The sequence below is a fragment of the Massilia sp. Root351 genome, from assembly GCF_001425045.1.
GTDB lineage: Bacteria > Pseudomonadota > Gammaproteobacteria > Burkholderiales > Burkholderiaceae_D > Rugamonas.
Genome location: NZ_LMDJ01000033.1, coordinates 110,469 through 129,660 on the forward strand (window position 1 = coordinate 110,469; position 19,192 = coordinate 129,660).

Here is a 19,192-nt window from a genome sequence, read left to right on the forward strand (position 1 = left end):
AAGCGCCATGAGCCGTCCCGTTTTAGAAGAATCCCGCATCCATCCCGCCATCCGCAGCAAGGTCGCGGGCAACCACGCCGACATTCTGCAGGCGGTGCAGGCCGCTGTCGCCGCCAACAAGGTGGTGGTGGTCGGCATGGCGATGAATCCCTTTCCCCGTAAGGCGCGCCAGTTGCTGGACGCGCAGGGGGCGCCGTATGTGTACCTGGAATACGGCAGCTACCTGAGCCAGTGGCGCCGCCGCACCGCGCTGAAAATGTGGAGCGGCTGGCCGACCTTGCCGATGGTGTTCATCAACGGCACGCTGGTGGGCGGCTTCCAGGATCTGAAGAAGCTGGTCGACAGCGGCGAGTTCACCGCGCTGGTGGCGCCCAAGCTGCCCGCATGAGCTTGCTGGCGCATCCGCTGCGGCTGGGGCCGGGCGCGGACCTGCGCGCGGCCATCGAGGCGGCCGCCGCCGAAGCCTGCGCCGCCGCTTTCGTGCTGCAGGGCATCGGCAGCCTGAGCGTGGCGCAGCTGCGCTATGCGGGCATGCCGGGTGCGACCGAATTGCGCGGCGACCTGGAAATCCTGACGCTGGCAGGTTCGGTGGCGCCGGACGGCGCGCATCTGCACATGTCGGTGTCGGACGCGCAGGGCCGCGTGTACGGCGGCCACGTGGCGGCCGGCTGCGTGGTGCGCACCACGGCGGAACTGTTGCTGGCGCTGCTGCCCGGCCACAGCTTGCGCCGCGAGACCGATCCGGCCTCGGGCTACAAGGAACTTGTGGTGCGGGCGTTGGGTTAGAACGCGTCCAGCCGCGCCGGAAGTTCGCGCAGCAGCGCTTCGCGCGAGCGCGGGCCGCCCATGGCGCCTTCCTGCTTGGCGTCCATCGCCAGGCGCGCGAACACCACCGTGCGCTGGCCCTTGGTGGCCCAGCCCACATACCAGCCATACTGGCGCGTGCCGTCCTCGCTGCCGTCCGGCAGCAGGGCCGAGGCGGTGCCGGTTTTCCCCGTCACTTGCCAGCCGTTGGCCAGCGTCTGCTGCGGCATGATGCGCGCGGTCATGGCATAGGCGTGCGCCGACAGCGGCAGTTCGCGGTTGGCCACCTTGCGCAGGAAGGCCACCTGCTCCAGCGGCGAGATGCGCAGGCTGGAGCCGACCCAGGCCAGCGACAGGCCGTTGTCCTTGCCGGGGTCTCCCGACAGGTCCTGGTTGCCGTAGCCGAAGCGCTGCACATAGTGCTGGAAGCGGGCCGCGCCCAATGTGGCGGTCACCTGCTGGGCGTACCACAGCACCGAGTTGTGCAGCCAGCCGCTGGGGTCGGTGTCCGCGCGCCAGGAGGGGACGTAAGCGGGGTAGCCGGTCTTGAACGGCATCAGCGGGGCGTGTTCGTGCTGCAGGATGCCGCTGTCGTAGCCCATCAGGGCGACCGGGATATTGAAGGTCGAAGCCGGTGTGACGCGTTCGTCGCAATGGCCCTCGCGCGCCAGCTGCCGGCCGCTGGCGGCGTCGGCGATCACGGTGCAGGTGAACGGGACCTGCGAGGCCGCGGGAGCGATGCGCCAGGCCAGCGCTGGCTGGAAGGCGAGGCTGGCGGCGAACACACAGGCCAGGCCGGCCAGCGCGAGCAGGCGCGCGGCGCGCGCCCTGCGCCCTTGCGCGCGCCCCGGTTCGCGGATCAGCGCGATGCGCGAGGCCAGCGTGCTGGCGCAGACGCCGCCGAAAGCAAGCGCGGTCTTGGGCGTGCCGTGTTGCAGGCGCAGCTGCGCCACCAGCGCGGCGGCATAGGCCTTGCGTTGCGCCGGCGGGCGGCCGCGCAGCACGTCGCGGTCGCAGCCCAGTTCCTGGGCCCAGGACAAGCTGCTGCGCAGCAGCCGCATGAAGGGGTTGAACCAGAGCAGGGTCTGCAGCACGATGCCGATGCTCATCCATTGCAGGTCGCGGCGGCGCCAGTGCGTCAGTTCGTGTTCGACGATCAGCTGCTGCTGGGCCGCGTCGAAGCTGCGCAGGTGGCGCGGCAGCAGCAGGCGCGGCTTGCGCAGGCCGAACAGCATGGGGGAAATCGGCGCGTCCACTTCGATGACGATGGGCGCGGCGGCAGGCGCGGGCTGGCTTGCCGCCGGGATCGGCGCGGGCAGGCGGCTACCGCTGGCGGCCAGGCCGTTCAGCATGCGGCGCGCCCGCAGCAGCTGGAACACGGTGTAGCCCAGGCCGAGCAGGTAGGCCAGCAGCCACGCTTGCGCGGCGCGCGTGAGCCAGGAGGCCGGCTGCACCTGGCCGGTGCTGGCGGCGTCGCTGCCCTCGCCGGCGCGGCGCGCGGCCGGACCGTCCTGCGCTGCGGGACGGCTTGCTGCGGCTTCGGGCAGTTCGATGGGCGGCACCAGGCGCAGGCGCTCGCTGTGCGGCAGCAGGATCACCAGGAACGCCGCCACCACCGTGGCCTGGCTCAGCAGCCAGACCGAGCGGTGCAGGGCAACGCCCGGCAGCCGGCGGCACAGCGCGGTCAGCGCCCAGACGGCGAGGCCGGCCGCGAGGCAGCCGGCGCTGGCCAGCAGAAAGCGCAGCAGCCATGCGTCCGCCAGGACTGCGCCTGTCATGCGCGGTCCTGCGGGCCCGGCTGGTCCTGCGGGTCGTCCGGCCAGTCGTTCAGCAGCTGTTCCAGCTGCGCCAGTTCGGCCTCGTCAACCAGCTTGCTGCCGGTAAACATATTGACCGGCAGGGGCGTCTCCATCTCCATCACGCGTTTGCCGAAGTCATGCGCGAAAGCGGCCAGGGTGCCGACTTTCTCCAGCGCCGGCTCGTATACCTGCACGCCGTGCCGCGTGTGCTGGCGCACCGAACCCTTGTCGAGCATGCGCTCCAGCGTCTTGCGGGTGGAGGAATAGGACCAGCCCAGTTCGGGTTCAACCTGGTCGTGGATTTCGCGCGCGCTGAGCGGCTGCTGTTTCCACAGCGCCTTGAGCACGGATAGTTCGGAGATAGAGGGAATGGCCATGGCGCTATTGTGCAGCGGTTTGCGACTTATGTCACTCGAAATAAAACATTTGACATGAATGTGACCAATGTCGCATGATGGTCATGTTTGTCGCATTTCGCGGCTTTGAGAGGAGAAGTATGAAATTCCGCATGATCGCCATGGCGGCGCTGGGCAGCGTGGCCGCCCTGGCCGCCGTCCCCGCCGCCTGTGCCGCCGAAGTCTGCACGGCCATCGCCGACGCCGCCACCGGCAAGATCCTGGTGCAGCGCGGCGACTGCCAGCGCGAGGTGACGCCGGCATCCACCTTCAAGATCCCGCTCAGCCTGATGGGCTACGACGCCGGCTTCCTGAAGGACGAGCACGCGCCGGAACTGCCGTTCCGCCAGGGCTATGTGGACTGGCGCCCCAGCTGGCGCAGCGCGTCCGACCCGGCCAGGTGGATGGGCGAATCGGTGGTGTGGTACTCGCAGCAGCTCACGCTGTCGCTGGGCAAGGCGCGCCTCGCGGCCTACACCAAGCGCTTCGAATACGGTAACGGCGACGTGTCGGGCGATGCCGCGCATGATGGACTGACGGCGTCCTGGCTGGAATCCTCGCTGCGCATTTCGCCGCTGGGCCAGCTGTCCTTCCTGGGCAAGGTGGTGAACCGCCGGCTGGGCGTGAGCGACCATGCCTACGAGATGACGGCGCGCCTCACGGCGTTCGGCCAGTCGCCGGAGGGCTGGCGCATCAACGGCAAGACCGGCGCCGGCTCGGGCTACGGCTGGTACGTAGGCTGGGCGTCGAAAGGCGGGCGCCAATACCTGTTCGCGCGCCTGATCCAGCGCGACCGGGACGCGCCCAAGGAAATCTCGACCGGCATGCTGGCGCGCGATGGCTTCGTTGCCGAATTTCCCGCGCTGGTCAACGCCATCGAGGTGGACCAGGCGATCAAGCCGCTGCTGGAAAAGAATGCGATTCCCGGCATGGCAGTGGCGCTGAGCGTGAACGGCACGCATTACTTCTACAACTACGGCGTGGCGTCGAAGGAAACCGGGCAGGCGGTCAGCAACGCCACCTTGTTCGAGCTGGGCTCACTGAGCAAGCCCTTCACGACGACGCTGGCAGCCTACGCGCAGGCGCAGGGCAAGCTGGGCTTGACGGACCCGGTGAGCCGCCATGTGCCGGCGCTGCGCGGCAGCGTGTTCGACCGCGTGAACCTGATCCACCTGGGCACGCACACGGTGGGCGATTTCCCCATGCAGGTGCCGGACCGGATCAAGACCTATGCGCAGCTGATGGACTACTACAAGGACTGGCAGCCTGGCCACGCGCCCGGCACGCACCGCACCTATTCCAACCTGGGCATCGGCTTGCTGTCCATTGCCGCCGCCGGCAGCCTGGGCGTGCCGTATGTGGACGCGGTGGAGCGCACGCTGTTCCCGGCGCTGGGCATGGAGCACAGCTATATCAAGGTGCCGGAAGCGCAGATGGCGCAGTATGCGCAGGGCTACAACAGCAAGGGCGCGCCGGTGCGCGTCAATCCCGGCGTGCTGGCCGACGAGGCCTACGGCGTGAAGAGCAATACGCGCGACATGATCCGCTTTGTGGACGCCAACATGGGCCTGCTGCCGCTGGACGCCAAGCTGGCGCGCGCCATCGCCGATACGCATGCGGGCTATTACAAGGTGGGCGCCATGACGCAGGCGCTGATCTGGGAACAGTATCCGGGCCAGGCGGGGCTGGAGCAGCTGCTGACCAGCACGGCGGAGAAGATGGTGTGGCAGGCCAACCCGGTGGACGCCATCGCGCCGCCGTCGGCGCCGCAGGGGGACGCCTGGCTGCACAAGACCGGCGCCACGGGCGGCTTCGCGGCCTACGCGCTGTTCAATCCGGGGCGCAAGGTGGGCATCGTGATGTTGTCCAACCGTGGCTTGCCGGGCAGCGAGCGGGTCAGCGCGGCGTATGAGGTGCTGAACCGCGTGGCGCCTGCTGCTGCCCCTGCTGCTGCGCCTGCGGCGCGCTAGGGCGCGAGGTCGGGGATCAGCGCCAGCAGGTCGGTCACGCCCACGTCCACGCCGGCTTGCGACAGCAGCGTGCTGGCCTGGCCGCGGTGGTGGGTCTGGTGGTTGAAAAAGTGCAGCAGCACGTCGAACAGCGGCTTGGCGTGGCCGTCGCCATTCATGCGCGCATAGCGCAGCGTGGCGCCGAGGTCGGCCTCGGTCAGCGCTTCGGCCCAGGCCGTGATCGCCCCGTCCAGCCATTCGCGGTGGGCCGCCATCGGCCCCAGCGCGTCGAACAGCGGCGCGTCCAGGCTGGCCGGCATGGCCAGCGCCCGCACCGGCGCCAGCGCCGCGAACGCGGCTGGCGAGAGCGCTGGCGATGTTGCCGCCTCGGCCGCGAAGCGCTTCAGCCATACCGTGTCGCCCGCCACCAGGTGGTTCAGCGTCCCGAGCAGCGAGCCGAAAAACGCGCCCCGGTCGCGCGCCAGCTCATCCGCTGGCAGGGCGGCCGCCGCCTGGTACAGCTTCCGGTTCATCCAGCTGTTATACGCGGACATCAATTTGACGTGGCTGCTGCGGCTCATCGCGGCACGCTCGGGCCGGGACGCGGCGGCGCGGGGCGCAAGGGGTCGAGCAGGCCGCGCAGGTTGTTGTGGTCAAGTTCGTACATCAGGGCCAGCAGGGCGCCCAGCTGGCCGCCGGGGAAGCCTGCGCGCGCGAACCAGCCGAGGTAGTGGCCGGGCAGGTCGGCCAGCACGCGGCCTTTGTATTTGCCGTAGGGCATTTCATAGCGCAGCAGGTGCGCCAGGGCGTCGGAGTCGAGGTTCATTGTTGATTAGGATTCAAATATCTTCTGCTCGGCGGCGTCTTTTTCGAAATAATGAATGCCCCGATACTGCGTGACATCTACTTTACAGGAGTTATGTCATGCCTATTGCCTTGCTGGCGCTGACCATCAGCGCGTTTGCCATCGGGACCACCGAGTTTGTCATTGTCGGGCTGCTGCCCACCATCGCCGCCGACCTGGGCGTCAACCTGCCGTCGGCCGGGCTGCTGGTGAGCCTGTACGCCTTGGGCGTGGCGGTCGGTGCGCCGGTGCTGACCGCGCTGACCGGCAAGCTGCCGCGCAAGACCTTGCTGCTGTCGCTGATGGTGCTGTTTACGGCGGGTAACCTGATGGCATGGCTGTCGCCCGGCTATGCCTCGCTGGTGGTGGCGCGCGTGTTGACCGGCCTGGCGCACGGCGTGTTCTTCTCGATCGGTTCAACCATCGCGACTTCGCTGGTGCCGAAGGATAAGGCGGCCTCGGCGATCGCCATCATGTTCACCGGCCTGACGGTGGCGCTGGTGACCGGCGTGCCGCTGGGCACCTTCATCGGCCAGCACTTTGGCTGGCGCGCCACGTTCCTGGCCGTGTCGGCGCTGGGCGTGGTGGCCTTCATCGGCAGCATGCTGTACGTGCCCAAGTCGATCAAGCACAGCGCGCCGGCGTCGCTGCTGCAGCAGGTGCAAGTGCTGGGCCAGCCGCGCCTGCTGCTGGTGTACGCCATGACGGCGGTCGGCTACGGCGGCTCCTTCATCGCCTTCACCTACCTGGCGCCCATCCTGCAGGGTCTGGCCGGCTTCAGCGAGAACGCGGTCGGCCTGGTGATGCTGGTGTACGGGGTGTCCGTCGCCGTCGGCAACATCTGGGGCGGCAAGCTGGCCGACCGGCGCGGCCCGGTCAGCGCGCTCAAGCTCATTTTCGCGGGCCTGGCGGCCGTGCTGCTGGCGCTGAGCTTCACGGCGTCGCACCCGTGGCTGGTGGTGGCGACCGTGCTGTTGTGGGGCGCGGTGGCGTTCGGCAACGTGGCCGGCTTGCAGGTGTATGTGGTGCAGCAGGCGGAACACTACACGCCGCGCGCGGTGGATGTGGCGTCCGGCCTGAACATCGCGGCCTTCAACCTGGGCATCGCCGGCGGCGCCTGGGGCGGCGGCCTGATCGTCGCGCACCTGGGCCTGGTGCACACGGGCTGGATCGGCGCGCTGGTGGTGCTGGGCGCGCTGGGCCTGACGGCGCTGAGCGGCCGCCTGGACCGCCTCAATCCGCGCGCCGTCGAGGCGGCGCCGCGCAAGGTCCGCGTGGCGGCGCACTAGGCCGCAAGCCCGGGCGGGCCGCTGGCCCGCGCCCCGCGTCAGCCGCGCCGGTAGATGGCGTCCAGGCTGCCGGGGCCGAAGTAGCGTTCGTATTCCTGGGCCGCATAGGAGTCCATCATGCCGGCGATGTAGTCGATCACCAGGCGCTCGCGGCTGTCCTTCAGGCAGCGCAGCTCGGGCGGCAGCAGGATGTTGTCCTTGTTGTACTGCTTGTCCGTCAGCACCTCGAACAGGCCGCGGATGATCTTCTCGCCGCGCTTTTCATATAGCTGCACGTCCTTCTTGCGCAGGATGGCTTTCCACAGCAGGCTTTTCAAGCCCTTGGCCAGCAGCTCGGCGCTGCGGTAGCCCAGCTGGCCGTCCACCACGGCCAGGTCGCGGCACAGGGTGTGCACGATTTCCGAGGTCAGCTCCTTGCGCAGCACGATGGAATATTCTTCGGAGGAGGCCTGCTGCTCGCATTTGAGCGCCTCGTTGTGGGCGCGGTCGGCGATGGCCGAGAACTGCGGGTAGGCGGCCGCGTAGTCGGCGCTGATCTTGAACTCGTGCGCGATTTCGCCCACGGTGATGATGCCGAAGCTGAGCGCGTCCTCCACGTCGTGCGCCGCGTAGGCGATCTCGTCGGACAAATCCATGATCTGCGCGTCGATGCTCTTGCGCGCCGTGATGCCGTGCCTGGCCAGCTCGCCGCTGAGGAAGGCGTGATCCTCGTCGTACAGGAACTTGCGGGCGTTCTCGGTGCGCGTGTGGAAGTACTTGGTGATGCCGAACAGCGTGCGCACCGTCAGGTTCAGGCCGGCGTAGCCGTAGTGGCGCTTTTCCAGGGTGCGCAGGATGCGGAAGGCCTGCGCGTTGCCTTCGAAGCCGCCATGCTCGGTGCACAGGCTGTTGAGGATTTTCTCGCCGTAGTGGCCGAACGGCGGGTTGCCGATGTCGTGCGCCAGCGCGCAGGTTTCCGACACCACGCAGCGCTCCAGGCCCATGTCGGCGGCGATCGAGCGGGCAATCTGCGCCACCTCCAGGCTGTGCGTCAGGCGGTTGCGGTTGGACTGGTTGGCGTCCACCCCCAGCAGCTGCATCTTGCCCTGCAGGCGGCGGAACGAGGCCGCGTACAGCACCCGCGCGTAGTCGCGCATGGCGTCCTCGCGGCCGTCGCTGCGGCTGTCGTGCTGCTGGTGCACGCGGTATTCAAGGGGACGCACCAGGGCTTCCTGTTCGCGGGCGTAGGCGATAGTTTCTGCTGAGTACATGCGATAACTCTGGGTGATGGAGGGGCAAAGGGATTCTAGACCAGCGCGCGCCGGATCGGGTGTATATTGCTGGCGAAATATTTCTGAATTGGAATGCCCATGTCGCCCGTTGCCCTGTTTAGCGTCGTCCTCGCGTACTTTGCCTTGCTGCTGGGCGTGGCGTGGCTGACGTCGCGCAACGCCAACAACGACAGTTTCTTCATCGGCAACAAGAACAGCAACTGGATGCTGGTGGCCTTCGGCATGGTGGGCACCACCCTGAGCGGGGTCACCTTCATCAGCGTGCCGGGCGCGGTGGGGCGCGACGGCTTCGGCTACCTGCAGATCGTGCTGGGCTACACGCTGGGCTATATCGCGGTGGCCTTCGTGCTGCTGCCGCTGTACTACCGCCTCAAGCTGACCTCGATCTACCACTACCTGGAAGTGCGCCTGGGCCGGCGTGCCTACCAGAGCGGCGCGGCTTTCTTCATCCTGTCGCGCACCCTGGGCGCCACCGCGCGCCTGTACCTGGTGGTCAACATCCTGCAAGCCACCATCCTCGACAGCCTGGGCGTGCCGTTCTGGGCCACCAACCTGGTAATCCTGCTGATGATACTGCTCTACACCTACGAGGGCGGCGTCAAGACCATCGTCTGGACCGACACCCTGCAGACTACCGGCATGCTGCTGGGGCTGGTGGTCTGCGTCGGCTGGCTGATGCAGCAGATGGACCTGGGCCTGCTCGACAGCCTGGCACGCATGGAGGCCAGCGGCCTGGCGCGGGTCTTGACGACGGACGTGGACAGCCCCACCTATTTCTGGAAGCAGGTGCTGGCCGGCATGTTTATCACGATTGCGATGACGGGCATGGACCAGGAGATGATGCAGAAAAATATTTCGGTGAGTACGGTGGGCAAGTCGCAGAAGAACATGGTGGCGCTGACCGTGATCCTGGTGGGCGTGCTGTCGCTGTTCCTGTTCCTGGGCGGCCTGCTGCACCTGTACGCGCCCCTGGCTGGCGTGGCCGCCGAGGGCGACAAGCTGTTCCCGGCGGTGGTGATGGGCCATATGCCGGCCGCCATCCAGCTGATCTTCTTCATCGCGCTGGTGTCTGCGCTGTTCCCCAGCGCGGACGGGGCCATCACGGCGCTGACCTCGTCGTTCTGCATCGACATCCTGGGCCTGCAGCGCCGGCCCGGCCTGGACGAGCGCGCCAGGACGCGCTTGCGCCACCGCGTGCACCTGGGCTTCTGCGCGCTGTTCCTGCTGCTGGTAATGGTGTTCAAGTGGATCGACAGCGCCAGCATGATAGGCGTGATCCTGAAACTGGCCGGTTACACCTACGGCCCGCTGCTGGGGCTGTTTGCCTTTGGCATCCTCACGCAGCGCACCGTGCAGGACCGCTGGGTGCCGCTGATGGTGCTGGCCGGTCCGTTGCTGTGCTGGCTCATTGACCGCAATCAAGCCTGGCTGTTCGGCACGTATAGGCTGGGGCTGGAACTGCTTATTATTAACGGTCTGCTGGTAATGGGTGGCCTGTTCCTGATTTCAGCGCCCGCGCGTGCGGGCAGCGCCGTAAGCGTTCCCTAAGCATTTTTCATAGGCAAAAAGGGGCGATTTCGCTTACAGTGTTGTCAGATTTAAATTATTCAAGGAGCATCCATGTCACGATCTTTTGTTTCCCGCATCGGCAGCGGTTTTGCCTATGCCTGGCGCGCGCTGGACTTTGGCCGCCGCGCCATACTGAATTTGCTGTTCCTGATCGTGCTGATCTTGCTGGCCGTGGCCATTTTCAGCGGCGGCCCGAAGCCGCTGGGCGCCAAGACCATGCTGGTGCTGGACCTGAAGGGCGAACTGGTTGAGCAGGGCAGCGCCGGCGTGCGCGATGCCGTGAAAGCTAACCTGATGGGCGGCGAAGTGCGCCGCACCGTGCAGCTGCGCGACGTGCGCAACGTGCTCGACACGGCTGCCAAGGATCCGCAGATCGCCGGCGCCGTGCTGCTGCTCGACGAGCTGGAAGGCGGCGGCCAGGCCAGCCTGCGCGAAGTGGCCGGCGCCGTCGACCGCTTCAAGGCCAGCGGCAAGAAGGTGGTGGCCTGGGGTTCCAGCTACAGCCAGCGCCAGTACCTGGTGGCGTCGCACGCCAATGAAGTGTACGTGCATCCGATGGGCGCGGTGCTGCTGGAAGGCTTCGGCCGCCACCGCAACTACTACCGCGACGCGCTGGACAAGATTGGCGTGACGGTCAACCTGCTCAAAGTGGGCACCTACAAGAGCTTTGCCGAGCCCTTCATCGCCAACGGCCCGTCGCCGGCGGCCACCGAGGCCGAGGCTTACCTGAACAACGCGCTGTGGACCAGCTACACGGATGACGTGGAAAAGGCGCGCAAGCTGCCGCAGGGCCACATCATGAAGAACATCAACGAGCTGCCGGCGCTGGTGGAAGCGGCCAGCGGTAACCTGGCCAAGGTAACCCTGGACACCAAGCTGGTGGACGGCCTGAAGACGCGCGACGAAATCCGCAAGATGATGATGGAGCGCGGCGAGAAGGATGCGCTGGGCAAATCGTTCCGCCAGGTGAGCTATGAAGACTACCTCGCGCGCGTGCATCCGAAGCTGATCGGCGATGCGGTGGGCGTGGTGATGGCAGTGGGCGATATCAGCGACGGCGTGGCGCCGGCTGGTTCCATCGGCGGGCAGTCGACTTCCAACCTGATCCGCATGGCGCGCGAAGACGACAGCATCAAGGCCATCGTGCTGCGCGTGAATTCGCCGGGCGGCAGCGCCTTCGGTTCTGAACTGATCCGCCGCGAACTGGAATTGACGCGCGCGGCAGGCAAGCCGGTGGTGGTGTCGATGGGCGACCTGGCCGCTTCCGGCGGTTACTGGATTTCGATGGCATCCGACGAGGTGATCGCCGAGCCGAACACCATTACCGGCTCGATCGGCGTGTTCGCGCTGGTGCCGCGCGCCGACAAGGTGATCGACAAGCTGGGCATCCACACGGCAGGGGTGACCACCACCTGGCTGGCCGACGCGGCCAACCCACTGCGTCCTTTGGACCCGCGTTTCGGCCAAATCATCCAGGGCAGCATCAATCACATTTATTCGGAGTTCACCACCAAGGCCGCTGCGGCGCGCAAGACTACGCCGGAAAAGATCAACGAAGTGGCACAGGGCCGCGTGTGGACCGGTGTGCAGGCCAAGGAGCGCGGCCTGGTGGACCGCGTGGGCAGCTATGGCGACGCGCTGAAGGCGGCTGCCGACCGCGCCAAGCTGGGCAGCGATTATCGCGTGGCCTACATTGAGCGTGAGGTGTCCAAGTTCGACAAGATCGTCGAGTTCTTCGGCGGTTCGGCGGCGCACGCGGTGGCGCAGTCTGTTGCGCCTTACGTCAAGGCGACGCTGGCGCCGACCGGCATGCCGCTGGGCGCAGCCGCCGAGGCGGCGCAGGAGCTGAGCTGGCTGTCCGAGGTGGCCGACAAACGCAAGCCGTTCACGGCGGTCACGCACTGCCTGTGCGAATCGCCTTGACGGAGGTTCCGCCAGTGCAGCCGGTGCATGCTGCGGCTGCACCGGCGGTCGCGGTTGCGGCATCGCCAGCGCCGGTGGCGCGCTTGTCGCTGCGGCCGCTGGCGCTGGGCGAGCTTGCCGATCTGGCGGCTTCGCGCATTCCGGCCGGCATGGTAGGGCGCGTGCAGCCGGGCGCCTTGCCGCCCGCTTTCGTGGCGCAGCGCGCGCTGGACCGCATAGGGCAGGGCGCATCCGAGTTCTGGTGCGCGACTTTTTTGATCGTGCGCGACGACGGCGAAATTGTCGGCGGCTGCGGTTTCAAGGGCGAACCTGCAAAGGGGCGCGTTGAAATCGCCTATGGCATCGCTCCCGCGCACCGCCGCCAGGGCGCCGCCGCAGCAGCCGTGCAAGCCTTGCTCGACCTGGCGTTCTCGAACGGCGTGCGCGAGGTGTTCGCCGAAATTCTCCCCGAAAACGCCGCCTCCATCGCGGTGGTCCGCAAGCTCGGCTTCCGCCTTGACTGCACGCGGGTCGACGAGGACGGGGATGTGGTGGGCATGTATTCGTTCGCGCCCCCTGTTGAACGGTACTGAAATCTACTGAAATCCTGCTGAAGCGGTACTGAACTAAAGGCCGCTGTCGAGGTCGAACTACTGATGATGGCGTTTTCAGTACCTTTCTCCGGTTACGTCCGCAACGCCTGGACCGATGTAACCGTCCTCTTTCCTGGCGCAACGCGCGCCAGAAGCGCTTTTGCACTGCGGCGCGCGCAGGAACTTGCCGCCAAAGTGCGCCCACCTGCGCCAATCCCGCCCCGTGCGTTCTGCCCGCCCGCGCTGCCGGAACCTGAACTGCCGGCCATATTCCAATCGCCCTCGGCAGCCCTACCGGGGCCGGACGAATGGCCCTAAGTCGACCGCCGCGCCATGCGCGTCCACACAGACTGGGAACCGTTCTGAAGACCGCGTTTTACACGCGAGTCAGCGAGGACGAGGATGTGGTGAAGATTTTCACATCGACGCAGAGCCGCCGTTCGGGGCGCTACGCCCGCGCGCAGAGGCGCTGCCGTTGGCCGAACCGTTGGCCGAACCGCTGCCGCTCGCCGTGCCGTCCAGGTTGATGGAAGGCTGCGCGCTGGCTCCTTTCGCTGCGGCGCGCGCGCCGTTCATCGCAGCCTGCTTGCTGCCCTTCGCGGCACCGGAAACCGTCGCGGCGCTGGACTGCGCGTAAGAGCGCGTGTTGTCGGCCTGCGCCTTCACACCGTCGCGCCATGGCGTTGCCGTGCCCCGTGCCGCTTGTGCCGCACTGCCCACAAGCTGACGGCCGCCGCTGCCGTCCGCGCCGGCCGAGACGCCGATGGTGCCATTCCCGTTGCCACTTGCGCCACCGTTTGCGCCGCCGTTCGCGTTGCCGATTGCGCTGGCACTACCGATTACGCTGCCGTTGCCTGTCCCCATCACCGCGCCAGTGCCGCTGCTACTGCCGCTGCCATTTGCGCGGCTGCCGCCGTCAAGCACACCACTGGCGTTCAAGGCGTGCAGTGGACCGGCATTGGCCGTAGCCGGAGCCGAGTCGCTTGCGCCTGTTGGCGCGCCGCCTTGTGCGGGCTGGGTGGCCTTGGCCGCTGCGGCCGGAGCCAGGTTGGTGGCCAGCGAACCCGAGCCGCTCGCGCCGCCCGTTGCCTGCAAATCCGCCGTGGCGGACTTCGACCCGAACAGGCTGCTGAAAAAGCCCGGTTTCTGGCCTGCAGCCGTGCTGTCGGTGGGGGCCGCCGGCTGCGCGTCCGCCAGCTTGGCGGCCAGGCTGCCCGAACCGCTGCCGGCCGCATTGCCGCTTGCCGCGCCGTCCGCGCGGCCGGCATCGATAGCGCCGGTGACCGAGCGGGGCGCATCGAGCACGGTGGCGCGCTTGCCGGCCGCACCCGTGCCTCCCATGCCACTCATGCCGCCCATGCCGGCCAGTTGCCCGCCGAAACTGCCCGCGCCGCCTATCATGCCGCCCACGGAGCCTCCGCGTCCCAGCAATTGCGCCTGCGCCGAGCAAGCCAGGCCGATGGACAGCGCGAGAATCAGTTGTTTGGCGATGGTATGGTTTTTCATGATGTTCTCCTTGTCGTTGACCGCAGGTTGTCTGCCGCCGTTGAAAGGAAAACGTCCCTGCTCAGCCGTTTAATCCATCGCTGCGCAAATTTTTTCAGAATTTATTGGAATGCCGACGGATCGGTGCGGAACGCGGCGCCCAGCACGCCGTAGCCGGTCTCGTTGCTCTGCGTGCCGGCCGCCACGCCGGCCGCCTGCTTGGCCAGCCCCGCGAGCGCCTCGCGGGCGGCGGCCGGCGCGGGCCGGGGCAGGGCGTCCGCCAGCAGCGTGGCCACGATGGGCGCAGCGAATGACGTTCCGCGCACCACGCGATATGGCGGCCGGCCCATGGCCGCGCTCACCATCTGGCTACCCGGCGCCGCGAACATGACCTGCGGCCCGCGCGCGGCCTCGGGCAGCGGGCGGCCGCGCTTGTCTACGCCGCTTACGCCCACCACGCCGGGATAGCTGGCCGGATACAGTGGCGGCGCGGCTGGCCCGTCGTTGCCCACCGCAGCCACCAGCAGGTGCCCGCGCCTGACCATGCCGGCCACCACGCGCTCCAGTATCTGGTTGGGCGGGCCGACCAGGCTCAGGTTCACCACCGCCACCTGTTGGTGCGCCATCCAGCCCAGGGCTGCGGCCACGCGCGCGGCCGAGCCGCCGGTGGCGCTGTCGCAGTAGATATCCGCCGCATACAAAGCAGCGTGCGGCGCCACGCCTTTGAAGCGGGCGGACTGTCCCACCATCAGCGCCGCCACCGCCGTACCGTGCGCGCTCGGACGGGCTGCGCCGTCGCAGCCCCAGCGGATAATCGACGCATCGCGGAACACATCATGGCCGCGGTCGATGCCACCGTCCACCAGGCCCACCCTCGCACCCGCACCCGCACCCGCACCCGCACCCGCACCCGCACCCGCACCCGCACCCGCACCCGCACCCGCACCCGCACCCGCACCCGCACCCGCTTCAGCCGACCGCTGGCCGCGCGCTTGCCCGCCTTGACCGCCAACCTGCGCCGCGTCCGCGCCCATTTCCGTGCCGCTGCCGGTGTATACATGGTTGAAATCGTAGGCGCCTTCAGGATCGAGCGCGCGCAATTGTTCCAGCGCGGCGGCCGTGCTCGTCCCATCGGGCACGCGCAGCACGACCATGCGCTCGCCGCCGCCCAGCACCTGCCCGCTATGCACGGCCAGCCCGGCCGCCTGCGTCGCCGCCAGTCCCTGCGCACTGGGCGACCAGGCCAGGATTTCGCCCCGCACAACCGGTTCCCCGCGCGGATCCGCCTCCAGCACGGCGCGGTGCCGCTGCAACAGGCCGGTGACGCGCTCCAGACGCAGGGTGCGCAGGTCTGCGGGGACGGTGCGGTCCAGCAGGTTGCGGCTGGAGGCGCGCAACTGGGCGGCGCCGACTGGGTCTTGTAGCTGTGGCAACTGTGGGAGTTGCAATTGCGGCAAGCGCAATTGGGCGTTGGCTGCGCTGGCGCTTAGCGTGCAGGCCAGCACGATAGTCAGGGTTCGGATACGCATGATAGTCGGATGATAGTATAGGAAATCGCACTTTCTTTTGGTTAAACGAACGGGGCAGGGATTAAAATCCCTCGCCGCATCGTTTACCTGTTATCCATGCCATCGATAAACAGCGACATCGCCGCCTTGCTGCCGCGCCTGCGGCGCTTTGCCCGCACCATCACCCACCACCGGGAGGATGCGGACGACCTCGTGCAGATTGCCGTCGAGCGCGCGCTGAACCGTAGCGCCCAGTGGGAGGCCGGCACGCGGCTCGACAGCTGGATATTCAGGATCATGAAGAATGCCTGGATAGACGAGATGCGCTCGCGCATGCGGCGCGACCGGCTGTTCGCGCCCGAAGAGGCGGGAGAGCATGTGGGCGACGAGGGCGCGGCGGCGCAGCAGCAGCGCATGGCGATCCAGAAAGCGGTCAGCCTGCTGTCCGACGAGCACCGCATCGTGGTGGCGCTGGTGCTGGTCGACGGCCTGCCGTACAAGGAGGCTGCCGAGGTGCTGGACATCCCGATGGGCACCTTGACCAGCCGCCTGGCGCGCGCCCGCGCCGCGCTGCAAGACCTGTTATCCGATACTGCGAGGACTGCAAGATGAGCTTTAGCGACGAGACCCTGATGGCCTATGCGGACGGCGAGCTGGACGAGCCGGCGCGCACCGAGGTCGAGCGCGCCATGCGCGGCGATCCGGCGCTGGCCGCGCGCGTGGCGCAGCATCAGGCCATGCGCTCGGACGTGTTCGCCGCGTTCGCGCCGATTGCCGACGAGCCGCTGCCACCGGCGCTGCTGGCCACTGCCATGCCGGACAAGGTGAGCGACCTGGGGGCTGCGCGCGCAGCCCGCAGCCAGCCGCAGCGGCGCTGGGCATGGCAGGAGTGGGGCGCGATTGCCGCTTCCTTGTCGGTGGGCGTGCTGGTGGGGAGCTTGGTGCTCGGCGGCGGCTCGGGTGCTGGCGCCAGTGCCGCGGCAAGGCTGCTTGTCGCGCAGGACGCCGACGGGGCGGCGCTCGCGCATGGCCGCCTGGCTGCAGCGTTGTCCAATCAGTTGGCCAGCACCGGAGCAGGGCAGGCCGCAGCTGCTGCCGCTGCCGCTGGTGTGGGTGCGCAAGCGGCCGGCAACGGCGCGCCGGGTGCGGATGGCGGCGCCATCAGGATCGGCGTGACGTTCGCTGCCACGGACGGCGCGCTGTGCCGCAGCTTCATCGCCGGCAGTGCGGCCGGCCTGGCCTGCCGCAGCGGCGACCAATGGAAGCTGGCCGTGCTGGCCGAAGCGGAGCAGGGCGCCAGCGGCGACTACCGCCAGGCCGGCAGCGCCATGCCCCCCGCCGTGCTGGAGGCCATCGATGCCCGCATCGCCGGCCCCGCCCTGGACGCGCAGGCGGAGAAGGCAGCTCAGCAGCGTGGCTGGCGCTAAGCCGGCTGCGCCAGCGGCAAGGTGATCACGAAGGCGCTGCGGCCCGTATGCAGCTTGGCGCAGCGCGCCTCGCCGCCATGGCGTCGGGCGATCTGCCTTACCAGCGCCAAACCGAGCCCGGAACCCACGCTGTCGCGCGCGTTGCTGCTGCGGTAGAAGGGTTCGAATACCTTGTCGTACTCGCTTTGCTGAATGCCGGGGCCGGCGTCCTGCACCACGATTTCGGCGCACACGTCCTTGCCGGCGCCGCTGCGGCGCAGCTTGACCGTGGTGGGCGGCACGCCGTGGCGGCGCGCGTTGTCGAGCAGGTTGCGCAGCATGCGGCGCAGCAGGCGCGCATCGCCGCGCACGATCAGCGATTCACCGTCCAGGTCTGCCTCGTCGTAGCGCGAGCATTCCTCGGCGGCCAGCGGCAGCAAGTCCAGCTCCTCGTTCTCGGTGCGCTCGCCCACCGCATCCAGGCGGCTGGCCAGCAGGATCTCGTCGATCAGCTGGTCCAGTTCCGCGATGTCCTGCTCCAGCCCGGCGCGCCGCTTCGGTTCCACGCTGTCCTTGCTCAGTTCCAGCGCCAGGCGGATGCGCGCCAGCGGCGTGCGCAGTTCGTGCGAGGCGTTGGCCAGCATGGTCTTGTGCGCGCCCACCAGCGCTTCGATCTGGTCGGCCGAGCGGTTGAAACTGGCCGCCAGCGCGGCCACCTCGTCGCTGCCCTTGACCTCCACCCGCGCCGACAGGTTGCCCGCGCCCAGCGATTCCACCCCTTTCTGCAAATGTTCCAGGCGCCGCGTCACGCGCCGCACCACTGGGTAGGCGGCGATGGCGATGATGATGGCCAGGCCGATCAGGATGGTGTGTAGCCGCATGCGCGACGGCGCCTGGCGCAGCGGCGTATTGGAGACGATGTGGCGGCCGTCGTCCAGGTGCATCTGGAAGCGGCGCTGGCGCAGCGGACGGTCAATGTCCTCGTCGCCGCGCGCCCAGCGGCGGGCCTGGTCCAGCGGGCCGGCGCGCTGGGCCGCCTCTGCCTCGTGTGCGGCGCCGCCGCGGCGGTCGCCAGCATTGCCGTGCTCATTGCGCCTGCTGTCCGCGCCGCGCTGGCCGTCCTCACCGTGCTGGCGGGCCTCCATGCGCTCCATGCGTTCCATGCGCTGCTGGCGCAGCATGCGCCGGTCCGGGCGTTCCAGCGGTTCGCCCACGTAGGCCAGCCGCTGCCAGTCCTTGCTGAACAGCGTGATGTCGGCGCGCAGGCCGCGCGTCATGCGCTCCAGCGCTGCCTGTTGCTGTTCGGGCGGCGCTTCGGCAGGGGGCAGCGCGTTGCGCAGCAGCGTGCCCAGGGTGCGGTCGGACAGCTCGACCGGCGCGCCGGCCCATTGCCACAGCAGCACCACGGCCAGGGTCAGCAGCGCCAGGCTGGCCAGCAGCGCGGCGTAGAAGCGGAAATACAGACGCGGCATCAGTCCTGGTCCTTGGCGAACAGATAGCCCGCCCCGCGCACCGTGATGATGCGGCGCGGATGCTTGGGATCGTCCTCCACGGCGGCGCGGATGCGCGACATGTGCACGTCGATCGAGCGGTCGAACGCCTCGGCCTGGCCGCTGCTGGTGGCCTCCATCAGCGCCTCGCGCGACAGCACCCGGCCGGCGTTGCGCGCCAGCATCAGCAGCACGTCGAACTGGCACGCGGTCAGCTCGCAGGCCTTGCCGTCCAGCCGCGCGCCGTAAGCGCCCGGCTCGATTTCCAGGCGCCCGAAGCGCAGCACCTCGTTGGCCGCGCGCTGCGCCTCGCCGCCCCTGCGCAGCACCGCGCGCAGGCGCGCCAGCAGCTCGCGCGGCTCGAAGGGCTTGGGCAGGTAGTCGTCGGCGCCCAGCTCCAGGCCGATGATGCGGTCGATGGCGTCGCCGCGCGCGGTCAGCATCACCACCGGAATGTTGGAGGAGGCGCGCAGCGTGCGGCACACTTCCAGGCCGTCCATGTCGGGCAACATCAGGTCCAGGATCACGGCGTCGGCATGGTTGGCCGCCAGCCAGGCCAGCGCCGGCTTGGCGCGGGTGTGGGCGGTGACCTCGAATTTGGCCGTGGTCAGGTATTCGGACAGCATCTCGCTCAGGCGCGGATCGTCCTCGATAATCAGGATATGTTCGCTCATGCCCCATTTTACGGAGCATGGCCGCCGCCGGTCACCACAAATTTGTAGCAGCTTTGTATCGGGCAGCTACCCGATGTAACAGGCCGCCGCCCCGCCGTTGCAGGCACTCTGGCTTGCATGATGGAAACTGCCTGCGGCGGGGGGCGTAATTGTTTCAAACCGACACGTAGCCGAAATTCCATTGTGCTAGAGTCGGTTCATCTCCCGGCGCGTA

The 19,192-nt window shown here is 68.2% G+C and carries 18 protein-coding genes and 1 pseudogene; 9 read left to right on the forward strand and 10 right to left on the reverse strand.

Going from position 1 to position 19,192, the window contains the following annotated elements; genetic code table 11:
* The first annotated feature begins 7 nt into the window (after window positions 1–7).
* Complete coding sequence (locus ASD15_RS25495) at window positions 8–388, forward strand: glutaredoxin (protein ID WP_057157846.1); 381 nt, start codon at window positions 8–10, stop codon at window positions 386–388.
* Window positions 389–390: 2 nt separating this feature from the next.
* A complete protein-coding gene (locus ASD15_RS25500; protein WP_057158069.1) occupies window positions 391–786 on the forward strand; it encodes a PPC domain-containing DNA-binding protein in 396 nt (131 codons plus the stop codon).
* Here the strand turns inward: ASD15_RS25500 and blaOXA are convergent.
* The 3 genes and pseudogenes from blaOXA to ASD15_RS25510 all read right to left on the reverse strand — a co-directional run bounded on the left by blaOXA (window position 783) and on the right by ASD15_RS25510 (window position 2,980).
* Window positions 783–1,589 (reverse strand): class D beta-lactamase, encoded by an 807-nt coding sequence (gene blaOXA, locus ASD15_RS33910; RefSeq protein WP_373888204.1) that lies wholly within the window; start codon window positions 1,587–1,589, stop codon window positions 783–785. The two genes, ASD15_RS25500 and blaOXA, sit on opposite strands and share 4 nt — an antisense overlap.
* Window positions 1,590–1,676: 87 nt before the next feature.
* Window positions 1,677–2,582 (reverse strand): annotated as a pseudogene (locus ASD15_RS33915) (M56 family metallopeptidase); the annotation flags it as partial.
* The gene (locus ASD15_RS25510; RefSeq protein ID WP_057157848.1) at window positions 2,579–2,980 is read right to left on the reverse strand and encodes a BlaI/MecI/CopY family transcriptional regulator; all 402 of its coding nucleotides are present in this window, start codon (window positions 2,978–2,980) and stop codon (window positions 2,579–2,581) included. The pseudogene ASD15_RS33915 and the gene ASD15_RS25510, both read right to left, overlap by 4 nt.
* Window positions 2,981–3,099: 119 nt before the next feature.
* Here ASD15_RS25510 and ampC point away from each other — a divergent pair, with 119 nt between their 5' ends.
* The gene (gene ampC, locus ASD15_RS33415) at window positions 3,100–4,968 is read left to right on the forward strand and encodes a class C beta-lactamase (protein WP_162249946.1); all 1,869 of its coding nucleotides are present in this window, start codon (window positions 3,100–3,102) and stop codon (window positions 4,966–4,968) included.
* Here ampC and ASD15_RS25520 read toward each other — a convergent pair.
* Window positions 4,965–5,528 carry a DinB family protein gene (locus ASD15_RS25520; protein WP_057157849.1) on the reverse strand — a complete coding sequence of 188 codons (564 nt, stop codon included), beginning with the start codon at window positions 5,526–5,528 and terminating at the stop codon, window positions 4,965–4,967. The two genes, ampC and ASD15_RS25520, sit on opposite strands and share 4 nt — an antisense overlap.
* Window positions 5,525–5,773, reverse strand: coding sequence for a DUF3820 family protein (locus ASD15_RS25525; protein WP_057157850.1), 249 nt, complete (start codon window positions 5,771–5,773; stop codon window positions 5,525–5,527). The genes ASD15_RS25520 and ASD15_RS25525 overlap by 4 nt, the downstream gene beginning before the upstream one ends.
* Window positions 5,774–5,871: 98 nt before the next feature.
* On the opposite strand from ASD15_RS25525, the gene ASD15_RS25530 reads away from it, so the two are divergent.
* Entirely contained in the window at window positions 5,872–7,080 is a 1,209-nt protein-coding gene (locus ASD15_RS25530; protein ID WP_057157851.1) for an MFS transporter, read from the forward strand.
* A 38-nt stretch (window positions 7,081–7,118) separates the two neighbouring features.
* Here ASD15_RS25530 and dgt read toward each other — a convergent pair whose 3' ends face one another.
* Window positions 7,119–8,330 carry a dGTP triphosphohydrolase gene (gene dgt, locus ASD15_RS25535; protein WP_057157852.1) on the reverse strand — a complete coding sequence of 404 codons (1,212 nt, stop codon included), beginning with the start codon at window positions 8,328–8,330 and terminating at the stop codon, window positions 7,119–7,121.
* A gap of 99 nt (window positions 8,331–8,429) precedes the next feature.
* Here dgt and ASD15_RS25540 point away from each other — a divergent pair, with 99 nt between their 5' ends.
* The 3 genes from ASD15_RS25540 (at window position 8,430) to ASD15_RS25550 (ending at window position 12,415) form a co-directional block, all read left to right on the forward strand.
* On the forward strand, window positions 8,430–9,899 hold the full coding sequence (locus ASD15_RS25540) for a sodium:solute symporter (protein ID WP_057157853.1): 1,470 nt from the start codon (window positions 8,430–8,432) through the stop codon (window positions 9,897–9,899).
* A gap of 72 nt (window positions 9,900–9,971) precedes the next feature.
* On the forward strand, window positions 9,972–11,843 hold the full coding sequence (gene sppA / locus ASD15_RS25545) for a signal peptide peptidase SppA (RefSeq protein ID WP_057157854.1): 1,872 nt from the start codon (window positions 9,972–9,974) through the stop codon (window positions 11,841–11,843).
* Window positions 11,840–12,415 carry a GNAT family N-acetyltransferase gene (locus tag ASD15_RS25550; protein WP_229418333.1) on the forward strand — a complete coding sequence of 192 codons (576 nt, stop codon included), beginning with the start codon at window positions 11,840–11,842 and terminating at the stop codon, window positions 12,413–12,415. Before sppA ends, ASD15_RS25550 begins: the two co-directional genes overlap by 4 nt.
* Window positions 12,416–12,832: 417 nt before the next feature.
* On the opposite strand, the gene ASD15_RS25555 is transcribed toward ASD15_RS25550, so the two are convergent.
* Together ASD15_RS25555 and ASD15_RS25560 are read right to left on the reverse strand one after the other, a co-directional pair.
* Entirely contained in the window at window positions 12,833–13,921 is a 1,089-nt protein-coding gene (locus ASD15_RS25555) for a hypothetical protein (protein WP_057157856.1), read from the reverse strand.
* Between the two features lie 101 nt (window positions 13,922–14,022).
* Window positions 14,023–15,429: a S8 family serine peptidase gene (locus ASD15_RS25560; protein ID WP_157201150.1), complete on the reverse strand. Its 1,407-nt coding sequence runs from the start codon at window positions 15,427–15,429 to the stop codon at window positions 14,023–14,025.
* A 96-nt stretch (window positions 15,430–15,525) separates the two neighbouring features.
* On the opposite strand from ASD15_RS25560, the gene ASD15_RS25565 reads away from it, so the two are divergent.
* Together ASD15_RS25565 and ASD15_RS25570 are read left to right on the forward strand one after the other, a co-directional pair.
* Window positions 15,526–16,020 (forward strand): RNA polymerase sigma factor, encoded by a 495-nt coding sequence (locus ASD15_RS25565; protein WP_057157857.1) that lies wholly within the window; start codon window positions 15,526–15,528, stop codon window positions 16,018–16,020.
* Entirely contained in the window at window positions 16,017–16,835 is an 819-nt protein-coding gene (locus ASD15_RS25570; protein WP_057157858.1) for an anti-sigma factor, read from the forward strand. The genes ASD15_RS25565 and ASD15_RS25570 overlap by 4 nt, the downstream gene beginning before the upstream one ends.
* On the opposite strand, the gene ASD15_RS25575 is transcribed toward ASD15_RS25570, so the two are convergent.
* Window positions 16,832–18,286, reverse strand: a complete 1,455-nt coding sequence (locus ASD15_RS25575; RefSeq protein ID WP_057157859.1) for a HAMP domain-containing sensor histidine kinase — start codon at window positions 18,284–18,286, stop codon at window positions 16,832–16,834. The genes ASD15_RS25570 and ASD15_RS25575 overlap by 4 nt on opposite strands.
* On the reverse strand, window positions 18,286–18,978 hold the full coding sequence (locus tag ASD15_RS25580) for a response regulator (RefSeq protein WP_057157860.1): 693 nt from the start codon (window positions 18,976–18,978) through the stop codon (window positions 18,286–18,288). Before ASD15_RS25580 ends, ASD15_RS25575 begins: the two co-directional genes overlap by 1 nt.
* Window positions 18,979–19,192: the final 214 nt, after the last annotated feature.

Bases quoted from the DNA above. Each gene is read 5' to 3' on its own strand.
- ASD15_RS25540 (WP_057157853.1), top strand. From the start codon at position 8,430: ATGTCGCCCGTTGCCCTGTTTAGCGTCGTCCTCGCGTACTTTGCCTTG.
- ASD15_RS25560 (WP_157201150.1), bottom strand. From the start codon at position 15,429: ATGCGTATCCGAACCCTGACTATCGTGCTGGCCTGCACGCTAAGCGCC.
- ASD15_RS25520 (WP_057157849.1), bottom strand. From the start codon at position 5,528: ATGAGCCGCAGCAGCCACGTCAAATTGATGTCCGCGTATAACAGCTGG.
- ampC (WP_162249946.1), top strand. From the start codon at position 3,100: ATGAAATTCCGCATGATCGCCATGGCGGCGCTGGGCAGCGTGGCCGCC.
- ASD15_RS25555 (WP_057157856.1), bottom strand. From the start codon at position 13,921: ATGAAAAACCATACCATCGCCAAACAACTGATTCTCGCGCTGTCCATC.
- ASD15_RS25495 (WP_057157846.1), top strand. From the start codon at position 8: ATGAGCCGTCCCGTTTTAGAAGAATCCCGCATCCATCCCGCCATCCGC.
- dgt (WP_057157852.1), bottom strand. From the start codon at position 8,330: ATGTACTCAGCAGAAACTATCGCCTACGCCCGCGAACAGGAAGCCCTG.
- ASD15_RS25570 (WP_057157858.1), top strand. From the start codon at position 16,017: ATGAGCTTTAGCGACGAGACCCTGATGGCCTATGCGGACGGCGAGCTG.
- ASD15_RS25525 (WP_057157850.1), bottom strand. From the start codon at position 5,773: ATGAACCTCGACTCCGACGCCCTGGCGCACCTGCTGCGCTATGAAATG.
- ASD15_RS25565 (WP_057157857.1), top strand. From the start codon at position 15,526: ATGCCATCGATAAACAGCGACATCGCCGCCTTGCTGCCGCGCCTGCGG.
- sppA (WP_057157854.1), top strand. From the start codon at position 9,972: ATGTCACGATCTTTTGTTTCCCGCATCGGCAGCGGTTTTGCCTATGCC.
- ASD15_RS25575 (WP_057157859.1), bottom strand. From the start codon at position 18,286: ATGCCGCGTCTGTATTTCCGCTTCTACGCCGCGCTGCTGGCCAGCCTG.
- ASD15_RS25530 (WP_057157851.1), top strand. From the start codon at position 5,872: ATGCCTATTGCCTTGCTGGCGCTGACCATCAGCGCGTTTGCCATCGGG.
- ASD15_RS25510 (WP_057157848.1), bottom strand. From the start codon at position 2,980: ATGGCCATTCCCTCTATCTCCGAACTATCCGTGCTCAAGGCGCTGTGG.
- ASD15_RS25580 (WP_057157860.1), bottom strand. From the start codon at position 18,978: ATGAGCGAACATATCCTGATTATCGAGGACGATCCGCGCCTGAGCGAG.